This window comes from Pseudomonas idahonensis, assembly GCF_037903935.1.
Lineage (GTDB): Bacteria > Pseudomonadota > Gammaproteobacteria > Pseudomonadales > Pseudomonadaceae > Aquipseudomonas > Aquipseudomonas danubii.
The window spans coordinates 1,902,079-1,919,716 of record NZ_CP149586.1; the positions used below are offsets into that span (position 1 = coordinate 1,902,079).

General features: G+C 63.4%; 21 protein-coding genes. 14 read left to right on the forward strand and 7 right to left on the reverse strand.

Features of this window, described 5'->3' with window-relative positions:
• Positions 1-5 precede the first annotated feature (5 nt).
• Positions 6-488, forward strand: a complete 483-nt coding sequence (locus WIN67_RS08630; RefSeq protein WP_011060011.1) for a chemotaxis protein CheW — start codon at positions 6-8, stop codon at positions 486-488.
• Positions 489-881: a DUF2802 domain-containing protein gene (locus WIN67_RS08635; protein ID WP_102864001.1), complete on the forward strand. Its 393-nt coding sequence runs from the start codon at positions 489-491 to the stop codon at positions 879-881. It abuts the gene before it with no gap.
• A gap of 59 nt (positions 882-940) precedes the next feature.
• Here the strand turns inward: WIN67_RS08635 and WIN67_RS08640 are convergent, their stop codons facing one another.
• Both WIN67_RS08640 and WIN67_RS08645 read right to left on the reverse strand, forming a co-directional pair.
• Positions 941-1,270 carry an EscU/YscU/HrcU family type III secretion system export apparatus switch protein gene (locus WIN67_RS08640; protein WP_102878869.1) on the reverse strand — a complete coding sequence of 110 codons (330 nt, stop codon included), beginning with the start codon at positions 1,268-1,270 and terminating at the stop codon, positions 941-943.
• Positions 1,267-2,850 carry a flagellar hook-length control protein FliK gene (locus tag WIN67_RS08645; protein WP_102878870.1) on the reverse strand — a complete coding sequence of 528 codons (1,584 nt, stop codon included), beginning with the start codon at positions 2,848-2,850 and terminating at the stop codon, positions 1,267-1,269. The genes WIN67_RS08640 and WIN67_RS08645 overlap by 4 nt, the downstream gene beginning before the upstream one ends.
• A gap of 196 nt (positions 2,851-3,046) precedes the next feature.
• On the opposite strand from WIN67_RS08645, the gene ccmA reads away from it, so the two are divergent.
• From ccmA to WIN67_RS08700, 11 genes are all read left to right on the forward strand, one after another.
• Positions 3,047-3,682 (forward strand): cytochrome c biogenesis heme-transporting ATPase CcmA, encoded by a 636-nt coding sequence (gene ccmA / locus WIN67_RS08650; protein WP_102878871.1) that lies wholly within the window; start codon positions 3,047-3,049, stop codon positions 3,680-3,682.
• Positions 3,679-4,347, forward strand: coding sequence for a heme exporter protein CcmB (gene ccmB / locus WIN67_RS08655; RefSeq protein WP_102864110.1), 669 nt, complete (start codon positions 3,679-3,681; stop codon positions 4,345-4,347). The genes ccmA and ccmB overlap by 4 nt, the downstream gene beginning before the upstream one ends.
• Before the next feature lie 78 nt (positions 4,348-4,425).
• The gene (locus WIN67_RS08660; protein ID WP_102863997.1) at positions 4,426-5,181 is read left to right on the forward strand and encodes a heme ABC transporter permease; all 756 of its coding nucleotides are present in this window, start codon (positions 4,426-4,428) and stop codon (positions 5,179-5,181) included.
• Positions 5,178-5,354 (forward strand): heme exporter protein CcmD, encoded by a 177-nt coding sequence (ccmD, locus tag WIN67_RS08665; protein WP_011060018.1) that lies wholly within the window; start codon positions 5,178-5,180, stop codon positions 5,352-5,354. The genes WIN67_RS08660 and ccmD overlap by 4 nt, the downstream gene beginning before the upstream one ends.
• Positions 5,351-5,806, forward strand: coding sequence for a cytochrome c maturation protein CcmE (gene ccmE, locus WIN67_RS08670; protein ID WP_102863996.1), 456 nt, complete (start codon positions 5,351-5,353; stop codon positions 5,804-5,806). Before ccmD ends, ccmE begins: the two co-directional genes overlap by 4 nt.
• Before the next feature lie 3 nt (positions 5,807-5,809).
• Positions 5,810-7,798, forward strand: a complete 1,989-nt coding sequence (locus WIN67_RS08675; protein WP_110595165.1) for a heme lyase CcmF/NrfE family subunit — start codon at positions 5,810-5,812, stop codon at positions 7,796-7,798.
• Positions 7,795-8,331: a DsbE family thiol:disulfide interchange protein gene (locus tag WIN67_RS08680; RefSeq protein ID WP_060838164.1), complete on the forward strand. Its 537-nt coding sequence runs from the start codon at positions 7,795-7,797 to the stop codon at positions 8,329-8,331. The genes WIN67_RS08675 and WIN67_RS08680 overlap by 4 nt, the downstream gene beginning before the upstream one ends.
• Positions 8,328-8,801, forward strand: coding sequence for a cytochrome c-type biogenesis protein (locus WIN67_RS08685; protein WP_102863994.1), 474 nt, complete (start codon positions 8,328-8,330; stop codon positions 8,799-8,801). Before WIN67_RS08680 ends, WIN67_RS08685 begins: the two co-directional genes overlap by 4 nt.
• A complete protein-coding gene (ccmI, locus tag WIN67_RS08690; protein WP_102863993.1) occupies positions 8,794-9,999 on the forward strand; it encodes a c-type cytochrome biogenesis protein CcmI in 1,206 nt (401 codons plus the stop codon). Before WIN67_RS08685 ends, ccmI begins: the two co-directional genes overlap by 8 nt.
• A gap of 14 nt (positions 10,000-10,013) precedes the next feature.
• Positions 10,014-10,421, forward strand: coding sequence for a hypothetical protein (locus tag WIN67_RS08695; protein WP_102863992.1), 408 nt, complete (start codon positions 10,014-10,016; stop codon positions 10,419-10,421).
• 138 nt (positions 10,422-10,559) lie between these two features.
• On the forward strand, positions 10,560-11,702 hold the full coding sequence (locus WIN67_RS08700) for a hypothetical protein (protein WP_110652159.1): 1,143 nt from the start codon (positions 10,560-10,562) through the stop codon (positions 11,700-11,702).
• Positions 11,703-11,712: 10 nt separating this feature from the next.
• Here the strand turns inward: WIN67_RS08700 and WIN67_RS08705 are convergent, their stop codons facing one another.
• Positions 11,713-12,597 carry a LysR family transcriptional regulator gene (locus WIN67_RS08705; protein ID WP_102863990.1) on the reverse strand — a complete coding sequence of 295 codons (885 nt, stop codon included), beginning with the start codon at positions 12,595-12,597 and terminating at the stop codon, positions 11,713-11,715.
• 78 nt (positions 12,598-12,675) lie between these two features.
• Entirely contained in the window at positions 12,676-13,884 is a 1,209-nt protein-coding gene (locus WIN67_RS08710; RefSeq protein WP_306382656.1) for an MFS transporter, read from the reverse strand.
• 346 nt (positions 13,885-14,230) lie between these two features.
• Here WIN67_RS08710 and WIN67_RS08715 point away from each other — a divergent pair, with 346 nt between their 5' ends.
• On the forward strand, positions 14,231-14,680 hold the full coding sequence (locus tag WIN67_RS08715; protein WP_102863988.1) for a RidA family protein: 450 nt from the start codon (positions 14,231-14,233) through the stop codon (positions 14,678-14,680).
• A gap of 64 nt (positions 14,681-14,744) precedes the next feature.
• Here the strand turns inward: WIN67_RS08715 and WIN67_RS08720 are convergent, their stop codons facing one another.
• From WIN67_RS08720 to WIN67_RS08730, 3 genes are all read right to left on the reverse strand, one after another.
• Positions 14,745-15,746, reverse strand: a complete 1,002-nt coding sequence (locus WIN67_RS08720) for a sulfate ABC transporter substrate-binding protein (protein WP_058433729.1) — start codon at positions 15,744-15,746, stop codon at positions 14,745-14,747.
• Between the two features lie 90 nt (positions 15,747-15,836).
• The gene (locus WIN67_RS08725) at positions 15,837-16,661 is read right to left on the reverse strand and encodes an ion transporter (protein WP_102878876.1); all 825 of its coding nucleotides are present in this window, start codon (positions 16,659-16,661) and stop codon (positions 15,837-15,839) included.
• Positions 16,662-16,682: 21 nt separating this feature from the next.
• Entirely contained in the window at positions 16,683-17,603 is a 921-nt protein-coding gene (locus tag WIN67_RS08730) for an urea transporter (protein ID WP_339070976.1), read from the reverse strand.
• Positions 17,604-17,638: the final 35 nt, after the last annotated feature.

The following is a 17,638-nucleotide window of genomic DNA, read 5'->3' on the forward strand; positions in this document are numbered from 1 at the left end:
AGGGTATGAATAAGTCGTCGTCTGCACAGGGTTCCGAAGATCCGATCCTGCAATGGGTCACCTTCAAGCTGGATAACGAGTCCTACGGCATCAACGTGATGCGCGTCCAGGAAGTCCTGCGCTACACCGAGATCGCTCCGGTACCGGGTGCTCCCAGCTATGTTCTGGGGATCATCAACCTGCGGGGCAATGTGGTCACCGTGATCGACACCCGTCAGCGTTTCGGCCTGGTGCCGACCGAAGTCAACGACAACACCCGGATCGTCATCATCGAAGCCGACAAGCAAGTGGTCGGGATCATGGTCGACAGCGTGGCGGAAGTGGTTTACCTGCGTCAGTCGGAAGTCGAGACCGCGCCGAATGTCGGTAACGAAGAGTCGGCCAAGTTCATTCAGGGTGTCTGCAACAAGAACGGCGAACTGCTGATTCTGGTTGAACTGGACAAGATGATGAGCGAAGAGGAATGGTCGGAACTGGAGAGTATCTGATTGATCCTCGAGGTAGCGGTGATTGTCCTGGCGATCCTTTGGGTCGCCACTGTGGCGCTATTCCTGTCGTACACCCGCAATCAGCGGCAGATCGCTGCCCAGCAGGCCGAAGGCGATGCCGTGCGCGACCAGCGGATCAAGGAGCTGGCCAAGCGCGTCGATCATTACCAGAGCGGTACGGTGCGCATGGGCGAGGATCTGCACGAGCTGCGAGCGGTGGTGGCGCCGTTGCCGGACAAACTGGCCCAACTGGAGCAGCGTGACCCCTCCAGCCTGTCCTTCGCCCAGGCCGCGCGCCTGGTGGGCATGGGCGCCAGTGTCGACGAGCTGACCCAGTCCTGCGGCCTGACCCAGGCCGAGGCGGAGCTGGTCAGCAAGCTGCACAAAGGCTAGCCACAAGTCGCAAGCTTCCCGAGGGAGGCTTGCGACTTAGCGCTTACCGCGGCTTCTCTTCAATAATCGTCACCGCGCTCGGTGATGTCTTTCTCCAGTTCCACCTGATGCGGATCATGCCCGGCCGGAAACTTGCCCTTGAGGTTCCAGGCGAAGGCGATGATTTCGGCGATGGTCCGGTACAGCTCCGGTGGAATGCTCTCGCCCAACTCCAGGCGCGCCAACAGCTTCACCAGCTCGGCGTTCTCATAGATCGGCACTTCATAGTCCCGGGCGATCTTCAGGATGGCTTCGGCCAGTTCATCGTCACCCTTGGCGGTCAGGGTCGGGGCTTGCTGGCCGTCGTACTTGAGGGCAATGGCCTGGCGTGGAGGAGGTGTGTGCTTCATGCGGTTTCGTCGACCCAGCGTTGTTCCAATCGGGTTTGCGGGCCCTGGGGCGGGATGCCCAGGTGGCAGTCCAGGTCACCGACATCCAGCCCTGAAGCCAGCAGGCGTTCGCGCAGGTTGCCCAGGTGGCTTTCGATCAGGCTCGCGGTGTAGGGGCGTTCGGCCCACAGCTGGCTGGACAGCCGACCTTGAATCAGTTGAGCCTGGACCTGCAGCGGGCCCAGGGGCTCCAGGTCGAAGGCCAGATCGAGCCGCCACAAGGCCTGCTTGGATTCTCGCTCTTCACGTTTTTGTTGCGGCTCAGGCTCCGGCGCTTCTTCGCGCTGCATTTTGACCTGCAAGGGCACGATGTCCTGCAGGTTGCGCATGGGAATTTCCAGCTGCCAGGTGGTCAGTTGCCGGCCATCGTCGGTCTGGCCGCTTTGTTCCAGGCTCGCCAGTTGATGGCTCTGCAGGCGTGATACCGCAGCGGCGGCCAGGCGCAGCAAGTGTTCCAGATCGCCTTCGCCCTCCAGGCTTTGCAGCAGCCGTGCCGGCAGCGGGAAGCCGCTGGGTGAGGTCTTGGCGCTGACCTGGCCGAGGGTGCCCAGGGCGCTGCGCACGAAGCTCGGCAGCGATTGCGCCAGGGTGTTGGCGGCGATGATCGCATTGAAGCTGCTGGAGGAGGGCAGTCCCGGGGTCAACTGGGCGATCAGGCGCAGCAGGTCGCCCTTCAGGTCTGGCGTCTGACCGGGATTGGTGCCGGCCAGCAGCTTGGCTTCCAGAAACAGGCCGCTGCCCAGCAGAGCCTGGGCCACGCCGCGCGAGGTGCTCAGCTGCTGATGGTCCGGCAGGCCGGCCAGCAAGCGCTCCACGGCGGCCCGCAGGTCGGCGGAGGAAGTGGCCAGTTCGCTGTCGGCGGGCAGGTTCTGCAGAAGGTTGATCAGTCCGTTCAGGGAACCCTGGCGGCTTTGCTGGCTGGCCAGTTGTGCGGCGATGGCCAGTTGTTCCTGGCGGTTGCCCAGAGGGACGAAGTTCAGGGTCTGTGCATCCGCGACCTGGGCGCTGAGCAGGCTGCCGATACGCAGCGGCTGCGGGCTGTCGATGCTCAAGGTGGCGCCACTTTGCGCGGTGTTGAGCAGGCTCACCAGGGAACGGTAGATCGCCGGCTGATTGCTGCCCTGGGGCAGGAGCTGGGTAGTCAGCACCTTGCCCTGGAGCAGGGTGCCGGCGGGCAGTTGGCTGGTATCCAGGCGCGTCAGGGCGGCGACGCTGGAGGCAATGGCCTGCTGCACGGTGATCGCCAGGTTGCCGGCCGAAGGTTGGATCACCGCCAGGCTGGTGCCCTGGGGCAAGGGTTGGCTGCTGGTGGCTTGCACGGTGGTTTGCCGGCCGTTGTCCAGGGTCACCTTGAGCAACAGCTGGAAGGTCTGGTCGGTCTGCTTGAGCGACAGCACTTCAGCCTTGGCGCTCTGACCGGCGGCAATCAAGCCTTCCAGTGGCGGCACCAGCTTGAGCAGTTCGCCGCTGATCGGCTGAGGGCGCGAGGGGCCGGGAGCCGGCGCCTGGGGCAGTGGCAGGATGTTTATTTCGCCAGTCATTCGGACACAACCTGTGGAAATTAGCCCTCTTGAGAGTAGGGCTTCGCATGTATAATGCCGCCCGTCTTTGGGGGAGTGGGGAAAACATTGCAAATGTTTGACGCAGCTCTCTAGAACAGGCCGCCAATGCATTTATCCTGCATCCCTTTAACGGCCGCTCCACTGCCGACTTGAACCCGTAAAGGCCCACCATCCCTTGACCAGCCCTCTTCTCGAAGCCGTAGCACTCGCCTGTGAGCGCGACTGGCGGATGCTGTTTGAACACCTGGAGTTGCGTCTGACCGGCGGAGACATGGTGCAGATCAGTGGCCCCAACGGCAGTGGCAAGACCAGCCTGCTGCGTTTGCTCGCCGGCCTGATGCAACCCACCAGCGGTCAGGTGCTGCTCAATGGCCAGCCCTTGCATGCCCAGCGCGCCGAACTGGCGCGCAACCTGCTGTGGATTGGCCATGCCGCCGGAATCAAGGATGTCCTGACCCCCGAGGAAAACCTCAACTGGCTCTGTGCCTTGCACCAGCCGGCAACGCGCGACGCTATCTGGCAGGCTCTGGCGGCCGTCGGCCTGCGCGGCTTCGAGGACGTTGCCTGTCACACCCTGTCTGCCGGCCAGCAGCGTCGTGTGGCCCTGGCCCGGCTGTATCTGGACGGCCCGCCGCTGTGGATCCTCGACGAGCCCTTTACCGCCCTGGACAAACAGGGGGTGGCCCAGCTCGAGGAGCACCTGGCCAATCATTGTGAACGTGGTGGCATGGTGGTCCTGACCACTCACCACACGCTGACCCGTATGCCCTCCGGCTACCGCGATCTGGATCTGGGGCGGTGGGCGGCATGAGCGTCTTTGCCCAATTGCTGGCCCGTGAAGCGCGCTTGCTGTTCCGACGCCCGGCGGAGCTGGCCAATCCTCTGGTGTTCTTCGCCATCGTCGTTGCTCTGTTCCCATTGGCCGTGGGACCTGAGACAAATCTGTTGCAAACCTTGTCTCCCGGGCTGGTCTGGGTAGCGGCCTTATTGTCCGTCCTGCTCTCGCTGGACGGGCTTTTTCGCAGTGATTTCGAGGACGGATCCCTTGAACAGTGGGTCCTTTCGTCGCACCCCCTGCCTCTTCTGGTTTTGGCCAAGGTGCTGGCACACTGGGCCTTTTCCGGCCTGGCACTGGTATTGCTTGCACCCTTGCTGGCCTTGATGCTCGGCTTGCCTGCCGCCTGCCTGCCGGTGTTGCTGGCTTCATTGATGCTGGGCACTCCGGTGCTGAGCCTGCTGGGCGCAGTGGGCGCAGCACTGACGGTGGGGTTGAAGCGTGGAGGCTTGCTGCTGGCGTTACTGATCCTGCCTCTGTACATCCCGGTATTGATTCTCGGCAGTGGCGCCCTGCAGGCGGCACTGCAGGGCATGCCGGCGACAGGTTATCTGCTGTGGCTTGGGAGCCTGACCGCCCTGGCAGTAACCCTTACACCCTTTGCAATAGCTGCTGGCCTGAAGATCAGCGTCGGCGAATAATGAGGTCTGGTTGTTTTTTGACCAGTAAAGACCCTGGCTGTTCGTGAGAGCGAAGAGCAACCGTGATGGAAGCAATGAATGAACTGGACTTGGTTTCATAAGCTCGGCTCGCCTAAATGGTTTTACGGCATCAGCGGCAAGCTGCTGCCCTGGCTGAGCGTCGCCGCCGTGTTGCTGATCGGTATCGGCGTGGTCTGGGGCCTGGCCTTTGCGCCACCGGATTACCAGCAGGGCAACAGCTTTCGCATCATCTATATCCATGTGCCAATGGCGATGCTGGCCCAGTCCTGCTACGTCATGCTGGCCGTGTGCGGTGTGGTCGGGCTGGTGTGGAAAATGAAACTGGCCGACGTTGCCCTGCAATGCGCGGCGCCCATCGGGCATTCGATCACCTTCCTGGCCCTGGTAACCGGGGCGATCTGGGGCAAGCCGACCTGGGGTTCCTGGTGGGTCTGGGATGCGCGACTAACGTCGATGCTGATCCTGCTGTTTCTGTACGCAGGTCTGATTGCGCTCAATGCCGCCATCAGCAATCGTGACAGCGCCGCCAAGGCCTGCGCGGTGCTGGCGATTGTCGGCGTGGTGAATATCCCGATCATCAAATACTCGGTGGAGTGGTGGAATACCCTGCACCAGGGGGCGACTTTCACCCTCACCGAAAAGCCCGCCATGCCGGTGGAAATGTGGCTGCCGCTGCTGCTGACGTCCTTGGGTTTCTATTGTTTCTTTGGCGTGCTGCTGTTGCTGCGCATGCGCCTTGAGGTGCTCAAGCGCGAAGCCCGCACCAGTTGGGTCAAGGCCGAAGTCCAACGCAGCCTGGAGACCGCACAATGAGCTTTGCATCCTTCAGCGATTTTCTCGCCATGGGCCATCACGGCCTCTACGTCTGGTCGGCCTATGGCATTTGCCTGGTCGTCCTGGCTCGTGAGCTGGTGGCGCCGATCCTGGCGCGCAAGCGTTATCTGCAACAAGAGGCGCGTCGTCTGCGCCGGGAGAACGGTAAGTGAATCCGCTGCGTAAAAAGCGTCTTTTGATCATCCTGGCGATCCTGGTGGGCGTCGGCATTGCCGTCGGCCTGGCCCTCAGCGCGCTGAAGGAAAACATCAACCTGTTCTACACCCCGACCCAAATTGCCAATGGTGAAGCACCGCTGGACACGCGGATTCGCGCTGGCGGCATGGTCGAGGCCGGCTCCCTGCAACGTTCCGCCGACTCCCTGGACGTGAAATTCGTGGTCACCGACTTCAACAAATCGGTGACCATCACCTACCGCGGCATTCTTCCGGACCTGTTCCGCGAAGGGCAGGGCATCGTCGCCCTGGGCAAGCTCAACGCCGATGGCGTGGTGGTGGCCGATGAAGTGCTGGCCAAGCACGACGAGAAATACATGCCGCCGGAAGTCACCAAGGCGTTGCAAGACAGCGGCCAGTCGGCACCGACACCAGCGAAAGAGGGTTAAGCCATGAGTTCCGCACTGTTCGTTCCCGAACTCGGTCATCTGGCGATGATCCTCGCCTTGTGCTTTGCCCTGGTCCAGGCCGTGGTGCCATTGCTGGGCGCCTGGCGCGGCGACCGCCTGTGGATGAGCCTGGCCCAGCCAGCAGCCTGGGGTCAGTTCGCGTTCCTGGTATTCGCCTTCGGCTGCCTGACCTACGCCTTCATGAGTGACGATTTCTCGGTGGCCTATGTCGCCAGCAACTCCAACAGCGCCTTGCCCTGGTACTACAAGTTCAGCGCGGTGTGGGGCGCCCACGAAGGTTCGCTGCTGCTCTGGGCGCTGATCCTCGGGGGCTGGACCTTCGCTGTGTCGGTGTTCTCGCGCCAGTTGCCACAAGTGATGCTGGCCCGGGTGCTGGCGGTGATGGGCATGATCAGCACCGGCTTCCTGCTGTTCCTGATCATGACCTCCAACCCGTTTTCGCGGATCCTGCCCCAGGTGCCGGCGGACGGTCGCGACCTCAACCCGCTGTTGCAGGACATCGGCCTGATCGTCCACCCGCCCATGCTGTACATGGGTTACGTCGGTTTCTCGGTGGCCTTCGCCTTTGCCATCGCCGCGCTGCTCGGCGGTCGCCTGGACGCTGCCTGGGCGCGTTGGTCGCGGCCCTGGACCATTGTCGCCTGGGCCTTCCTTGGCATCGGTATCACCCTGGGTTCCTGGTGGGCCTACTACGAACTGGGCTGGGGCGGCTGGTGGTTCTGGGACCCGGTGGAAAACGCTTCCTTCATGCCCTGGCTGGTGGGTACGGCCTTGATCCACTCCCTGGCGGTGACGGAAAAGCGCGGTGTATTCAAGAGCTGGACCGTGCTGCTGGCCATTGCCGCGTTTTCCCTGAGCCTGCTGGGGACCTTCCTGGTGCGTTCCGGGGTCCTGACTTCAGTGCACGCCTTCGCCTCGGACCCTGAGCGCGGCGTGTTCATCCTGATCTTCCTGCTGTTCGTGGTGGGGGGCTCCCTGACCCTGTTTGCCCTGCGAGCGCCGGTGGTCAAGAGCCATGTGGGCTTCAACCTGTGGTCCCGGGAAACCCTGCTGTTGGGCAACAACCTGGTGCTGGTGGTGGCGTCCTCGATGATCCTGCTGGGCACCCTGTATCCGCTGGTGCTGGACGCTCTGACCGGGGCCAAGCTGTCGGTGGGCCCGCCGTATTTCAATGCGCTGTTCATTCCGCTGATGGCCCTGCTGATGGTGGTGATGGCGGTGGGCGTGCTGGTGCGCTGGAAAGACACCCCGGTGAAATGGCTGCTGGGCATGCTCGGTCCGGTGCTGCTGGGCAGCGTGGCCCTGGCCGTGGTGGCCGGCATTGCCTACGGCGACTTCAACTGGGCGGTGCTGGCGACCTTCTTGCTGGCGGCCTGGGTGCTGCTGGCCGGGGTGCGTGACATCTTCGACAAGACCCGCCACAAGGGCCTGATCAAGGGCCTGCCAAGCCTGACTCGCAGTTATTGGGGCATGCAGCTGGCGCACCTGGGCATTGCGATCTGCGCCCTGGGCGTGGTGCTGTCGAGCCAGAACAGCGCCGAGCGCGACCTGCGCCTGGAGCCAGGCGAGTCCATGGAACTGGCCGGTTATCAGTTCATCTTCGAAGGCGCCAAGCATTTCGAAGGGCCGAACTTCACTTCCGACAAGGGCACTGTGCGTGTGGTGCGCAACGGCAAGGAAGTGGCGGTGCTGCACCCGGAAAAACGCCTGTACACCGTGCAGAGCTCGATGATGACCGAAGCCGGCATCGATGCCGGTTTCACCCGTGACCTGTATGTCGCCCTGGGCGAATCCCTGGGGGATGGCGCCTGGGCGGTGCGGGTACACGTTAAGCCGTTCGTGCGCTGGATCTGGTTCGGCGGCCTGCTCACCGGGTTCGGTGGCTTGCTGGCGGCGATGGATCGGCGTTATCGGGTCAAGGTTAAAAGCCGCGTGCGCGAAGCGCTGGGCATGACAGGAGCCGCCGCATGAGACGCTGGATGATGATGTTGCCCCTGGCGGTGTTCCTGGTGGTGGCGGTGTTCCTCTATCGCGGGTTGTATCTGGACCCGGCCGAGCTGCCGTCGGCGATGATCGGCAAGCCGTTCCCGGAGTTCTCCCTGCCGTCGGTGCAGGGCGACAAGACCCTGACCCGCGCGGACCTGCTGGGCAAGCCGGCTTTGGTCAACGTCTGGGGCACCTGGTGCATTTCCTGCCGGGTCGAGCATCCGGTGCTGAACAAGCTGGCCGAGAAGGGCGTGGTGATCTACGGCATCAACTACAAGGACGTCAATGCCGACGCCCTGAAGTGGCTGGCCGAGTTCCACAATCCCTACCTGCTGGATGTGCGGGACGAGGAGGGCTCCCTGGGGCTGAATCTGGGTGTCTACGGTGCCCCGGAAACCTTCTTCATCGATGCCAAGGGCATCATCCGTGACAAGTTCGTCGGGGTGATCGACGAAGTGGTGTGGCGCGAACAGCTGGCGGCCAAGTACCAGGCCCTGGTCGACGAGGCCAAGCCATGAAGCGCTGGTTAGCCGCCGCCATCCTGGGCCTGAGCATCGCTGGCGTGGCCCACGCTGCCATTGATACCTACCAGTTCGCCAATGACACCGACCGCGAAAGGTTTCGCGAGCTGACCAAGGAACTGCGCTGCCCCAAGTGCCAGAACCAGGACATCGCCGATTCCAATGCACCGATTGCCGCCGACCTGCGCAAGGAGATTTTCCGCATGCTCGGCGAGGGCAAGGACAATCAGCAGATCATCGACTTCATGGTGGATCGCTACGGTGACTTCGTGCGTTACAAGCCGGCCCTGACCGGCAAGACCGCCTTGCTCTGGTTCGGTCCTGCCGGCCTGTTGCTGGGCGGGTTGGTGATCATTGCCGTGATAGTCCGGCGTCGTCGCGTCGAGCGCAGCGACAGCCCGAACACGCTTTCCGTCGAAGAGCGTCAGCGCCTCGACCAACTGCTGGATAAAACCCCCCATGATTGATTTCTGGCTTGCAGCAGGTCTGCTGCTCCTGATCGCCCTGAGTTTCCTGTTGATCCCGGTATTGCGTGAGCGTCGTGCCCAACGTGAGGAGGATCGTACCGCGCTGAACGTGGCGCTTTATGAAGAGCGCGTGGCCGAGCTGCATGGCCAGCAAGCGCAAGGCGTGCTCAGTGCCGAGCAGATGGACGCGGGGCGTGCGGAAGCGGCCCGGGAACTCTTGGCGGACACCGAAGGCAGCGGCCCAGTGCGGACCTCGCGTCTGGGCAAACCGCTGCCGCTGCTGGCGGCGCTGCTGGTGCCGGTGCTGGGCTTGGGTCTGTACCTGCATTTTGGTGCCAGCGACAAGGTCGAGCTGACCCGGGAGTTCGCCCAGGCGCCGCAGTCCATGGAAGAAATGACCCGGCGCCTGGAGCGCGCAGTGGCGGCCCAGCCGGATTCTGCCGAGGGCCTGTACTTCCTTGGGCGTACCTACATGGCCCAGGACCGTCCAGCGGACGCGGCGAAGATCTTCGAGCGTACCGTGGCTCTGGCCGGACGCCAGCCCGAGCTGTTGGGGCAGTGGGCCCAGGCTCAGTACTTCGCCGATAACAAGCAATGGTCGGACAAGGTCCAGGGCTTGACCGATGAAGCGTTGAAGGCCGATCCCAACGAAGTCACCAGTCTCGGGTTGCTGGGTATCGCCGCTTTCGAAGGCGGACGTTTCCAGGAGGCCATCGATTACTGGAAGCGCCTGCAGGCGCAACTGCCGCCGCAGGACAATTCCCGTGCCGCGCTGCAGGGAGGCATTGATCGCGCCAGCGAGAAACTGCTGGCAGCCGGTGGCAAGGTCGCGGCCGAGCCTGCGGTCAAGGCCAAGGGCGCCTTGCTCAAGGTCCGGGTCGATCTGGCGGCGGAGCTCAAGGCCAAGGTCCAGCCGGGTGACAGCGTATTCATCTTCGCCCGTGCCACCCAGGGCCCGCCCGCGCCGTTGGCGGCCAAGCGCCTGACCGTCGCCGATCTGCCGGCCACTGTGGAGCTGGGGGATAGCGACGCGATGATGCCGCAGTTGAAACTGTCGAACTTCCCTGAAGTCCAATTGGTTGCGCGCATTTCCCGTGCCGGCCAGCCAACGGCCGGTGAGTGGATCGGGCAGAGCCAGCCCCTGCCCAGCAGCACCACGGCCGCGCAACAGCTGACCATCGACAGTCCGGATCAATAATCAGAGAAGCCGCCATGACCGCCATCGCTCGTATCACCCTGTTGTCACTGGTCCTGGGGTTGAGTGCTTGTACGGTCCACCGGCCGGCGCCGACCTCCTCTGAACCCATCCCGCCTGCGGGGCCGAGCACGCGCCCGGCCCCGTCTACGGCTCCCGCGCCAGGCAAGCCCGGGGCGCCGATTCCCGCCGCCAAGCCCCTGCCACGCACCTCCGCCAGCTTTGCTCCGCCACCCGGCGGGCACAGCCACTGGGATGCGCGGCTGGGGGTCTATGTGCTGGATAACCAGAGCAACACCTTCTATCGCCAACGCACCTATTACCGTTGGAACAACGGCTGGAGCCGCTCCATCAGCCCCGACGGTCCCTGGGAAGACACCGACATCCATGGTGTACCCGCAGGGCTGGGGCGTCAGTTCCAGTAATTTCCAACACCATTGACTGACTGCACAGGCGCGGGCCAGAGCCGGCGCCGGCCTTGCCATGGTCAGCGGATTATTTAAGCCCTGCCCAGGCTGGCCGATACAGCGGGGTGTTCCTGAGTATCAGCCGTTGAGCGCCCGATGAAGAAAGACCTGAACAAACCCTATGTCGCGCCGATGGTGTTCTGGCTGGCCGTGGTCTGCGTCCTGTTGCTGTTGTACGGCCTGGGGCCGGCGGACGTGCCGGAGCTGATCTATCTGTCCCTGGCACCGGTGTACCTGCTGGTGGCCTTCGCCTTCATGTACTACTTCTTCTGCTGGAGCCTGATCTCGGTTTTCCGCTTGGGGGAGGTCGGCTGGAAGAAAGTCGACTACGGCTGGTTGCTGCTGGCTGCCCTGGCCCTGATCAGCGCCACCCAGGCAGTGCGGGTGGACTGGTTCCAGAGTGACTACCAACTGGCACAAAGCGCCCGGGACGCAGCGCAGCGCAGAGTGCTGGCCGAGATCGATGACATGCTCGGCAGCGCTCACTGCAAGGCAGCGCTGGAGCTGCATGAGCCCCGGGATGCTGCCCAGGTCAGCAACCTGTGCGAGCGCTTTGGCACATTGGAGCGTTCTGCCGATGGGCGTCTTTCGGCTTTGGCCGTGATCAAGGTGCAGCAGGCCCTGGGCGACCTTCGTGGTGAGTATTCAGCGCCTCTGGTGCAGCAATGGCTGCAGCGTCTGGGGGACACCTTCAGTGAGCTGGAGCACCAGCGGGCCGAGGTACACCGTCTGCATGGCCTGACCGAGGCCAGTCAGGCCGAGAGGCTCTATGGCTACTGCGCACCTTTGCTGCTGGTGATCGCCCTGGCGCTGCGGGCGTCCAAGGTGACCGGCGAGGTACTGCTCAAGGCGCCGCGCCGGCGCAAGTTGTGGCTGATCGTCAACCGGCGGGTAGTGATCGACGGCCTGGGCTTTGTCCGCGGTGCCCGCGCGCGCCTGGACGAAGCCCTGAGGAACTGGCGTGTGGCGCAATGGGGCGTGGTGCACCTGTCCTGCCCGTTCATTGCCGGAGCCAGCCCCCAGGACACCCCGGTCCCGGTGATCCCAGGTTTCTACGAGAACGAGTTCCAGCTCGCCAGTCTTGGCGAGTTCGACAGCAGTGAGTTCGTCCAGTGGGCCGCGATCCAGACCATCGACGTCCTGTATCTGGTGGGTGAAACCGACCTGAGCCTGATCGACCGGCTGCGGCGCTGGGGTGAGGCGGCGAATATCGAAGTGCTGGTGCGCGAGCGGATCTGAGGCCGGGGTTTCACAGACGCTCCAGCAACTGCTCCACATAATCCACGAACGCCCGGGCCTTGGCACTCACCAGGCGCCCGCCGGGAAACACAGCCCACAGCTGCTGCCGGGGCAGTTGCCAATCCGTGAGCACGGCCTTGACCGCACCCTTGGCCAGCTCCGGGGCAAACATCCATTGCGAGGCCATTGCCAGCCCCTGATGGGCCAGTACCGATTCGCGCAAGCCTTCTGCGGCATTCACTCGAACCCTGCCACTGACACTTACCCGTTGCTCGTCGTCGCCTTGGGAAAAGTGCCAGAGATTGCCGGGCCCCCGGCTATAGATCACCGCTTGATGCCCGGTCAGTTCACCGGGATGCTGCGGCTCGCCGTGCTCGGCGAAGTACTCGGGAGTGGCCAGCAGCAGGCGCGGGCACTCGGCGATCTGGCGGGCGATGAGGGTCGAGTCGGCGAGGCTGCCCATGCGCAGGGCGACATCGACTCCCGCCTCCACCAGATTGATGGTGTGATCATCCATCACCACGTCGATCTGCAACTCGGGGTGCTGCTCCAGAAAGGGCCCCAGGTGAGGAATGATATGCAGGCGGGCGAAGGTCACCGCCGCACAGATGCGCAAGGTGCCACGCAACTGGGAGGCCGAGCCCCGGGCGGCATTTTCCGCTTCGCTGGCTTCCTCCAGGGTGCGTTTGGCCCGTTCGAAGAAGGCCAGGCCGGCTTCGGTGGGGCTCAGGCCGCGGGTGGAGCGCAGCAACAGCCGCACCTGCAGATAGGCCTCCAGTTGGGCGATGCTTTTCGATACGGCGGGCTGACCCAGGTTCAGACGCCGGGCGGCAGCGGAGAAGGAGCCGCTTTCCACCACATGTACAAAGGTTTCCATCGCGGCCAGGCGGTCCATCGGTTGTCCTTGCTGGGTTGAGAAGGGGGGAATCGGGGAGTGTGCGCCAAAACGTTCACCGAGTCCTGGGCGCACGGCCTAGGCGCGGGCCGCGCGGCGGTTGTCCGCCACCAGCAGGAAGCGCAGCAGGGCCAGCAGTGGAAACCCACTGCCCACCAGCACCACTCCCAGCCAGCCGCCGTGTTCGTACACCGCACTGGCAATCGACGAGCCGAAGGCGCCACCGATGAAGATGCTGGTCATGTACAGCGCGTTGAGGCGACTGCGACTGTGGGCGTCCAGGGCATACACCGCCCGTTGGCCGAGCACCATGTTCATCTGTACACAGAAATCCAGGACCACCCCGGTCACTGCCAGGCCGATGACGCTGTAGGCGGGATGGATCAGTGTCGGGATAAAGCTCAGGGCTGCCAGGAGCATGGCCAGCAGCGAGGCGATGCGGGTATGGCCGGCATCCGCGAGACGTCCGCTGATGGGGGCGGCGATGGCGCCGATGGCGCCCACCAGGGCAAAGATCGCAATCTGGCTTTGTGACAGGCCGTGATGCCGTGCCAGTTCCAGGGGCGCGGCGGTCCAGAACAGGCTGAAGGTGGCGAACATGCAGCCCTGGTAGAAGGCTCGCTGGCGCAGGACCGGCTGCTGGCGCAGCAGGCCGCCCAGGGAGCGCAGCAGTTGGCCGTAGGTGGCGCTGTGGGCCGGCTGGCGCTTGGGTATGGTCAGCATCAATACCAGGCTGATGGCGGCCATCAGCACGGCGGCGGCGATGAACATTGCGCGCCAGCCGAAGAGATCGGTCACCACGCTGGACACCGGACGGGCCAGGAGAATCCCCAGCAGCAGGCCGCCCATGATGCCGCCCACCACTCGTCCTCGGGACTCCTCGGGGGCCAGGTGCGCAGCCAGGGGAATGAGGATCTGTACCGACACCGAGCTGAAGCCGATCAGCAGCGATACCAGGAGGAAGGCGTTGGGCTGCTGGGTATACGCAGCCCCCAGCAGGCTGGCGATGGCCACCAGGGTGGTGGTGATCATCAACCGACGGTTTTCCAGCAGGTCTCCCAGGGGCACCAGGAAGAACAGGCCCAGGGCATAGCCGATCTGGGTCAGGGACACGATCAGGCTGGCCAGGGAGCTGGACAGGCCCAGGTCCGGGGCGATCAGCTCGATGATCGGTTGTGCGTAGTAGATGTTGGCGACGATGGCGCCGCAGCAGAAGGCGAACAGCAGCACCATGCCTCGGGTCATTGTCACGTTGCTGGCGGGCAGCACCTGGGTCGTGGAAGTCATCAGGTTTCTCTTGGCGGCGAAAGGATGGAACGAGGTTAAGAGACCGCGCAGTAACGCAGTAGAGAGGGCGGGGCGATAGCATTCATTCCTGTTGGGAATAAATCTCTGAGTCATGAGGCTCTGGAGATTGCCGGGGCGTGCCGCTGCCGAGGCCTGATGATACATTTACTTACATCTTGTTCGATAGCATGCTCATGGTCTTCAGGGCCCTGGGGGCAGCCTGCTCAAGGCTGGCAACCCCGCGCTGAAGCTTGCGTTGCCAAATGTTGCTGCGCTGCGCTTGCAGTGGAAGTCGCTGAGGCCTTGGTTTAGGGTTTCCGGTCGTTCAGTGCGGTGGGAGTCCCTTATGGAAAAGTCAACGTTCAACCCAGCCAGTGTGTTCAATTCCCTGCAATACGGTTTCAGCCAGGCGGTGGAGGTGCGCGGCGGTCGACGCCTGCTGCTGTCCGGTCAGGTGGGTGTGGATGAGCAGGAGCGTACCGTAGGACCGGGCCTGCGGCAGCAGACCGAGCAGGCCTTCGACAATATCGAGAAGGTCCTGGCCGAGGCGGGAGGCCAACTGGCGGATGTGGTGATGTTGCGGATCTACATCGCCGAAGCGGCGCGGGATCAGCAGGAGCACATCAGCGCGGTATTGCTCGAGCGTTTTGCCAGCCAGCCACCGGCGTCCTCATGGATCATCGTCAGCGGGCTGTCGTTGCCGGAGTGGTTGATCGAAGTCGAGGCGGAGGCGGTGCTGGATGAGCGTTATCAGGCAGCCGAAGCCGCGCAGTTCAGTTCGGCGCGGGCTCTGTGACTCCCTGATCGGCGGCATAAAAAAAGCGACCTTCACGGTCGCTTTTTTTATCGGGCTACCAGCGTCACTTGGCGTTGGTATAGATCTGATCGAAGACCCCGCCGTCGTTGAAGTGGGTCTTCTGCACGCTGCGCCAGTCGCCGAAGGTCTTCTCCACCGACAGGAAGTCGACTTTCGGGAAACGGTCGGTGTACTTGGCCAGGACTTTCGGGTCCCGTGGGCGCAGGTAGTTGTTGGCGGCGATTTCCTGGCCTTCCGGCGACCACAGGTACTTCAGGTATTCCTCGGCCGCAGCGCGGGTGCCTTTCTTCTCCACCACCTTGTCCACCACCGACACCGGCGGCTCGGCTTCAGCGGAGACGCTTGGGTAGATCACTTCGAACTGATCGCGGCCGAATTCGCGGGCGATCATTTCCGCTTCGTTCTCGAAGGTCACCAGCACGTCGCCGATCTGGTTGGTCATGAAGGTGGTGGTGGCGGCGCGGCCACCGGTGTCCAGTACCGGGGCCTGCTTGAAGAGTTTGCCGACGAAGTCCTTGGCCTTGTTCTCGTCGCCGCCGTTCTTCAGCACGTAGCCCCAGGCCGAGAGGTAGGTGTAGCGGCCGTTACCCGAGGTCTTGGGGTTGGGCACTATCACTTGCACGCCATCCTTGAGCAGGTCTGGCCAGTCTTTCAGGGCCTTGGGGTTGCCCTTGCGGACGATGAACACGGTGGCCGAAGTGAAGGGCGCACTGTTGTTCGGCAGGCGCGTTACCCAGTTGTCCGGCACCAGTTTGCCGTTGTCCGCCAGGGCGTTGATGTCGGTGGCCATGTTCATGGTGATGACATCCGCCGGCAGGCCGTCGATCACCGAGCGCGCCTGCTTGCTGGAGCCGCCGAAGGACATCTGCAGGGTGATGTTTTCGTTGTGCTCGGCTTTCCAGTGTTTCTGGAAGGCGGTGTTGTAGTCCTTGTAGAAGTCGCGCATCACGTCGTAGGACACGTTGAGCAGGGTCGGTGCGGCCTGGGCGACGCTGCCCAGGGCCAGGCCGGCGGCCAGAAGCGAGGCGCTGAAGAGTTTTTTCACTGCGCATTCCTTTTGTTCGAGAGTGAAGGCAATTTGCCGCCGACTATAGCCGGGGCGCTATATCTCTTTAAAGATTAAAAAGTACTTTGCTTATTCCATTTTCTTGAACAGCGCGTTGCCACAGCGGGAGCAGAAGGCCGCGGCCGGTTCGTGACTGTTCTTGCGGCACACCGGGCAGTCGTGCTTGAGCTGTTCGCCGCGCATGGCGCTGGCCAGCTCCGCGGTGAAGATCCCGGTAGGCACGGCAATGATCGAGTAACCGGTGATCATCACCATCGACGAAATAATCTGGCCGATTACGGTCTTGGGCACGATATCGCCATAGCCCACGGTGGTCAGGGTGACGATGGCCCAGTAGATGCCCTTGGGGATACTGGTAAAGCCATGTTCCGGGCCTTCCACCACGTACATCAGGGTGCCGAATACCGTGACCAGGGTGCAGACGCTGAGCAGGAACACCAGGATCTTCTGCTTGCTGCCGCGCAGGGCATCGAGCAGGTAATGGGCCTGTTTCAGGTAGGGCGACAGCTTGAGCACGCGGAAGATCCGCAGCATGCGGATGATCCGAATGATCAACAGGTACTGGGCGTCGCTGTAGTACAGGGCGAGGATGCCGGGGACGATCGCCAGCAGGTCCACCAGGCCATAGAAGCTGAAGGCATAGCGCAGGGGTTTGGGGGAGCAATACAGGCGCAGTCCGTACTCGATGAGGAAGATCAGGGTGAAGCCCCATTCGATGTACGCCAGGACGTCGGCGTAGTTGCTGTGCACCTCGTCGATGCTGTCGAGAATCACGATCACCAGGCTGGCGAGGATGATCAGCAGCAGGGTCGTATCGAAGCGTCTTCCGGCCACCGTATCGGTCTGGAAGATCATCACGTAGAGGCGCTGGCGCCAGTTGTCGCGGTTAACCATGGGAATCGCCTGAATCAAAGATCAGCGAAGCCTAGGGGGAGTTGCCGGGGGAGCGCAAGGTGCGTGGTCCCCAGGCGCAGGCCCCAGGACCCGGGTGGCGACATGCATCAGCCAGCAGGCCAGGACGAAGGGGGCGGTGAGGGGCGCTAGCCCCAGGGCGACAATGCCTGGGGTGATCAGCAGCGCCAGGCACATTCCTGCCAGTGGCCGCCACGGACGTCGGGCTCCTTGGCCCAGGGCCAGGGCCACCAGTGCGCAGTTATAGCCGCCCAGGCCCAGCAGGGCACGGCCGGGCTCATGCAGCAGCAGTGTCAAGGCCAGGCCGCTGGCGGAACCGATCAGGGCCCAGGTCGCTGCGCGGCGGTTGGCCAGCAGCAGGCCGAGGAGAATCAACAATCCGGCCAGAGGCTGACCGAGGAACATGATCTGGCCCAGGCCCTGGAACACTCCGCTCAGCAGGCTCCACAGGGACAGGCCGGGCATCGCCTGGGGCATGGATTGCATGGGTTCCATCAGGCTCAGCAACAGCCAGCCCAGGCCCACGAAGGGCGCGGTGTAGGCCGGCAGGCTGGCGGGGCTGCGGGCCCGTTTCAGCCATTGCTGGGTGATGATCGCGCTGAGGCCGGCGGCGGCGATGATCAGCGGCGGCAGCAGCACCGACCAGGGCAGGTACAGGCTCAGCAGCAGGCCCAGGAGCACGCCGTTATAGCTGAAGAGTCCGGCTTGCCGGTCGGCCTTGGCATAGCCCCGTTGCTGGGCGGTGAGCAGGCCGGCCAGGGCACCCAGCAGGGCGCCCCCGAGCAGGGCCGGGGCGCTGATCAGGATCGCCAGCAGGCACAGCAGGCCGCACAGCGGGTGGCGCTGGAGGAAAATCTGACTGAAACCGTTGAGCAAGGCAGTGGCCCAGTCGGGGCAGAAGGCATTGAAAGACTGTGCAGGCATGACGAGAGTCGGCGAATGCGGTGGTTGTCGTACCG

Coding starts and splice junctions, on each gene's coding strand:
- WIN67_RS08630 (WP_011060011.1), top strand. CDS start 6: ATGAATAAGTCGTCGTCTGCACAGGGTTCCGAAGATCCGATCCTGCAA.
- WIN67_RS08640 (WP_102878869.1), bottom strand. CDS start 1,270: ATGAAGCACACACCTCCTCCACGCCAGGCCATTGCCCTCAAGTACGAC.
- WIN67_RS08645 (WP_102878870.1), bottom strand. CDS start 2,850: ATGACTGGCGAAATAAACATCCTGCCACTGCCCCAGGCGCCGGCTCCC.
- ccmB (WP_102864110.1), top strand. CDS start 3,679: ATGAGCGTCTTTGCCCAATTGCTGGCCCGTGAAGCGCGCTTGCTGTTC.
- WIN67_RS08660 (WP_102863997.1), top strand. CDS start 4,426: ATGAACTGGACTTGGTTTCATAAGCTCGGCTCGCCTAAATGGTTTTAC.
- ccmD (WP_011060018.1), top strand. CDS start 5,178: ATGAGCTTTGCATCCTTCAGCGATTTTCTCGCCATGGGCCATCACGGC.
- WIN67_RS08675 (WP_110595165.1), top strand. CDS start 5,810: ATGAGTTCCGCACTGTTCGTTCCCGAACTCGGTCATCTGGCGATGATC.
- WIN67_RS08680 (WP_060838164.1), top strand. CDS start 7,795: ATGAGACGCTGGATGATGATGTTGCCCCTGGCGGTGTTCCTGGTGGTG.
- WIN67_RS08685 (WP_102863994.1), top strand. CDS start 8,328: ATGAAGCGCTGGTTAGCCGCCGCCATCCTGGGCCTGAGCATCGCTGGC.
- ccmI (WP_102863993.1), top strand. CDS start 8,794: ATGATTGATTTCTGGCTTGCAGCAGGTCTGCTGCTCCTGATCGCCCTG.
- WIN67_RS08695 (WP_102863992.1), top strand. CDS start 10,014: ATGACCGCCATCGCTCGTATCACCCTGTTGTCACTGGTCCTGGGGTTG.
- WIN67_RS08700 (WP_110652159.1), top strand. CDS start 10,560: ATGAAGAAAGACCTGAACAAACCCTATGTCGCGCCGATGGTGTTCTGG.
- WIN67_RS08705 (WP_102863990.1), bottom strand. CDS start 12,597: ATGGACCGCCTGGCCGCGATGGAAACCTTTGTACATGTGGTGGAAAGC.
- WIN67_RS08710 (WP_306382656.1), bottom strand. CDS start 13,884: ATGACTTCCACGACCCAGGTGCTGCCCGCCAGCAACGTGACAATGACC.
- WIN67_RS08715 (WP_102863988.1), top strand. CDS start 14,231: ATGGAAAAGTCAACGTTCAACCCAGCCAGTGTGTTCAATTCCCTGCAA.
- WIN67_RS08725 (WP_102878876.1), bottom strand. CDS start 16,661: ATGGTTAACCGCGACAACTGGCGCCAGCGCCTCTACGTGATGATCTTC.
- WIN67_RS08730 (WP_339070976.1), bottom strand. CDS start 17,603: ATGCCTGCACAGTCTTTCAATGCCTTCTGCCCCGACTGGGCCACTGCC.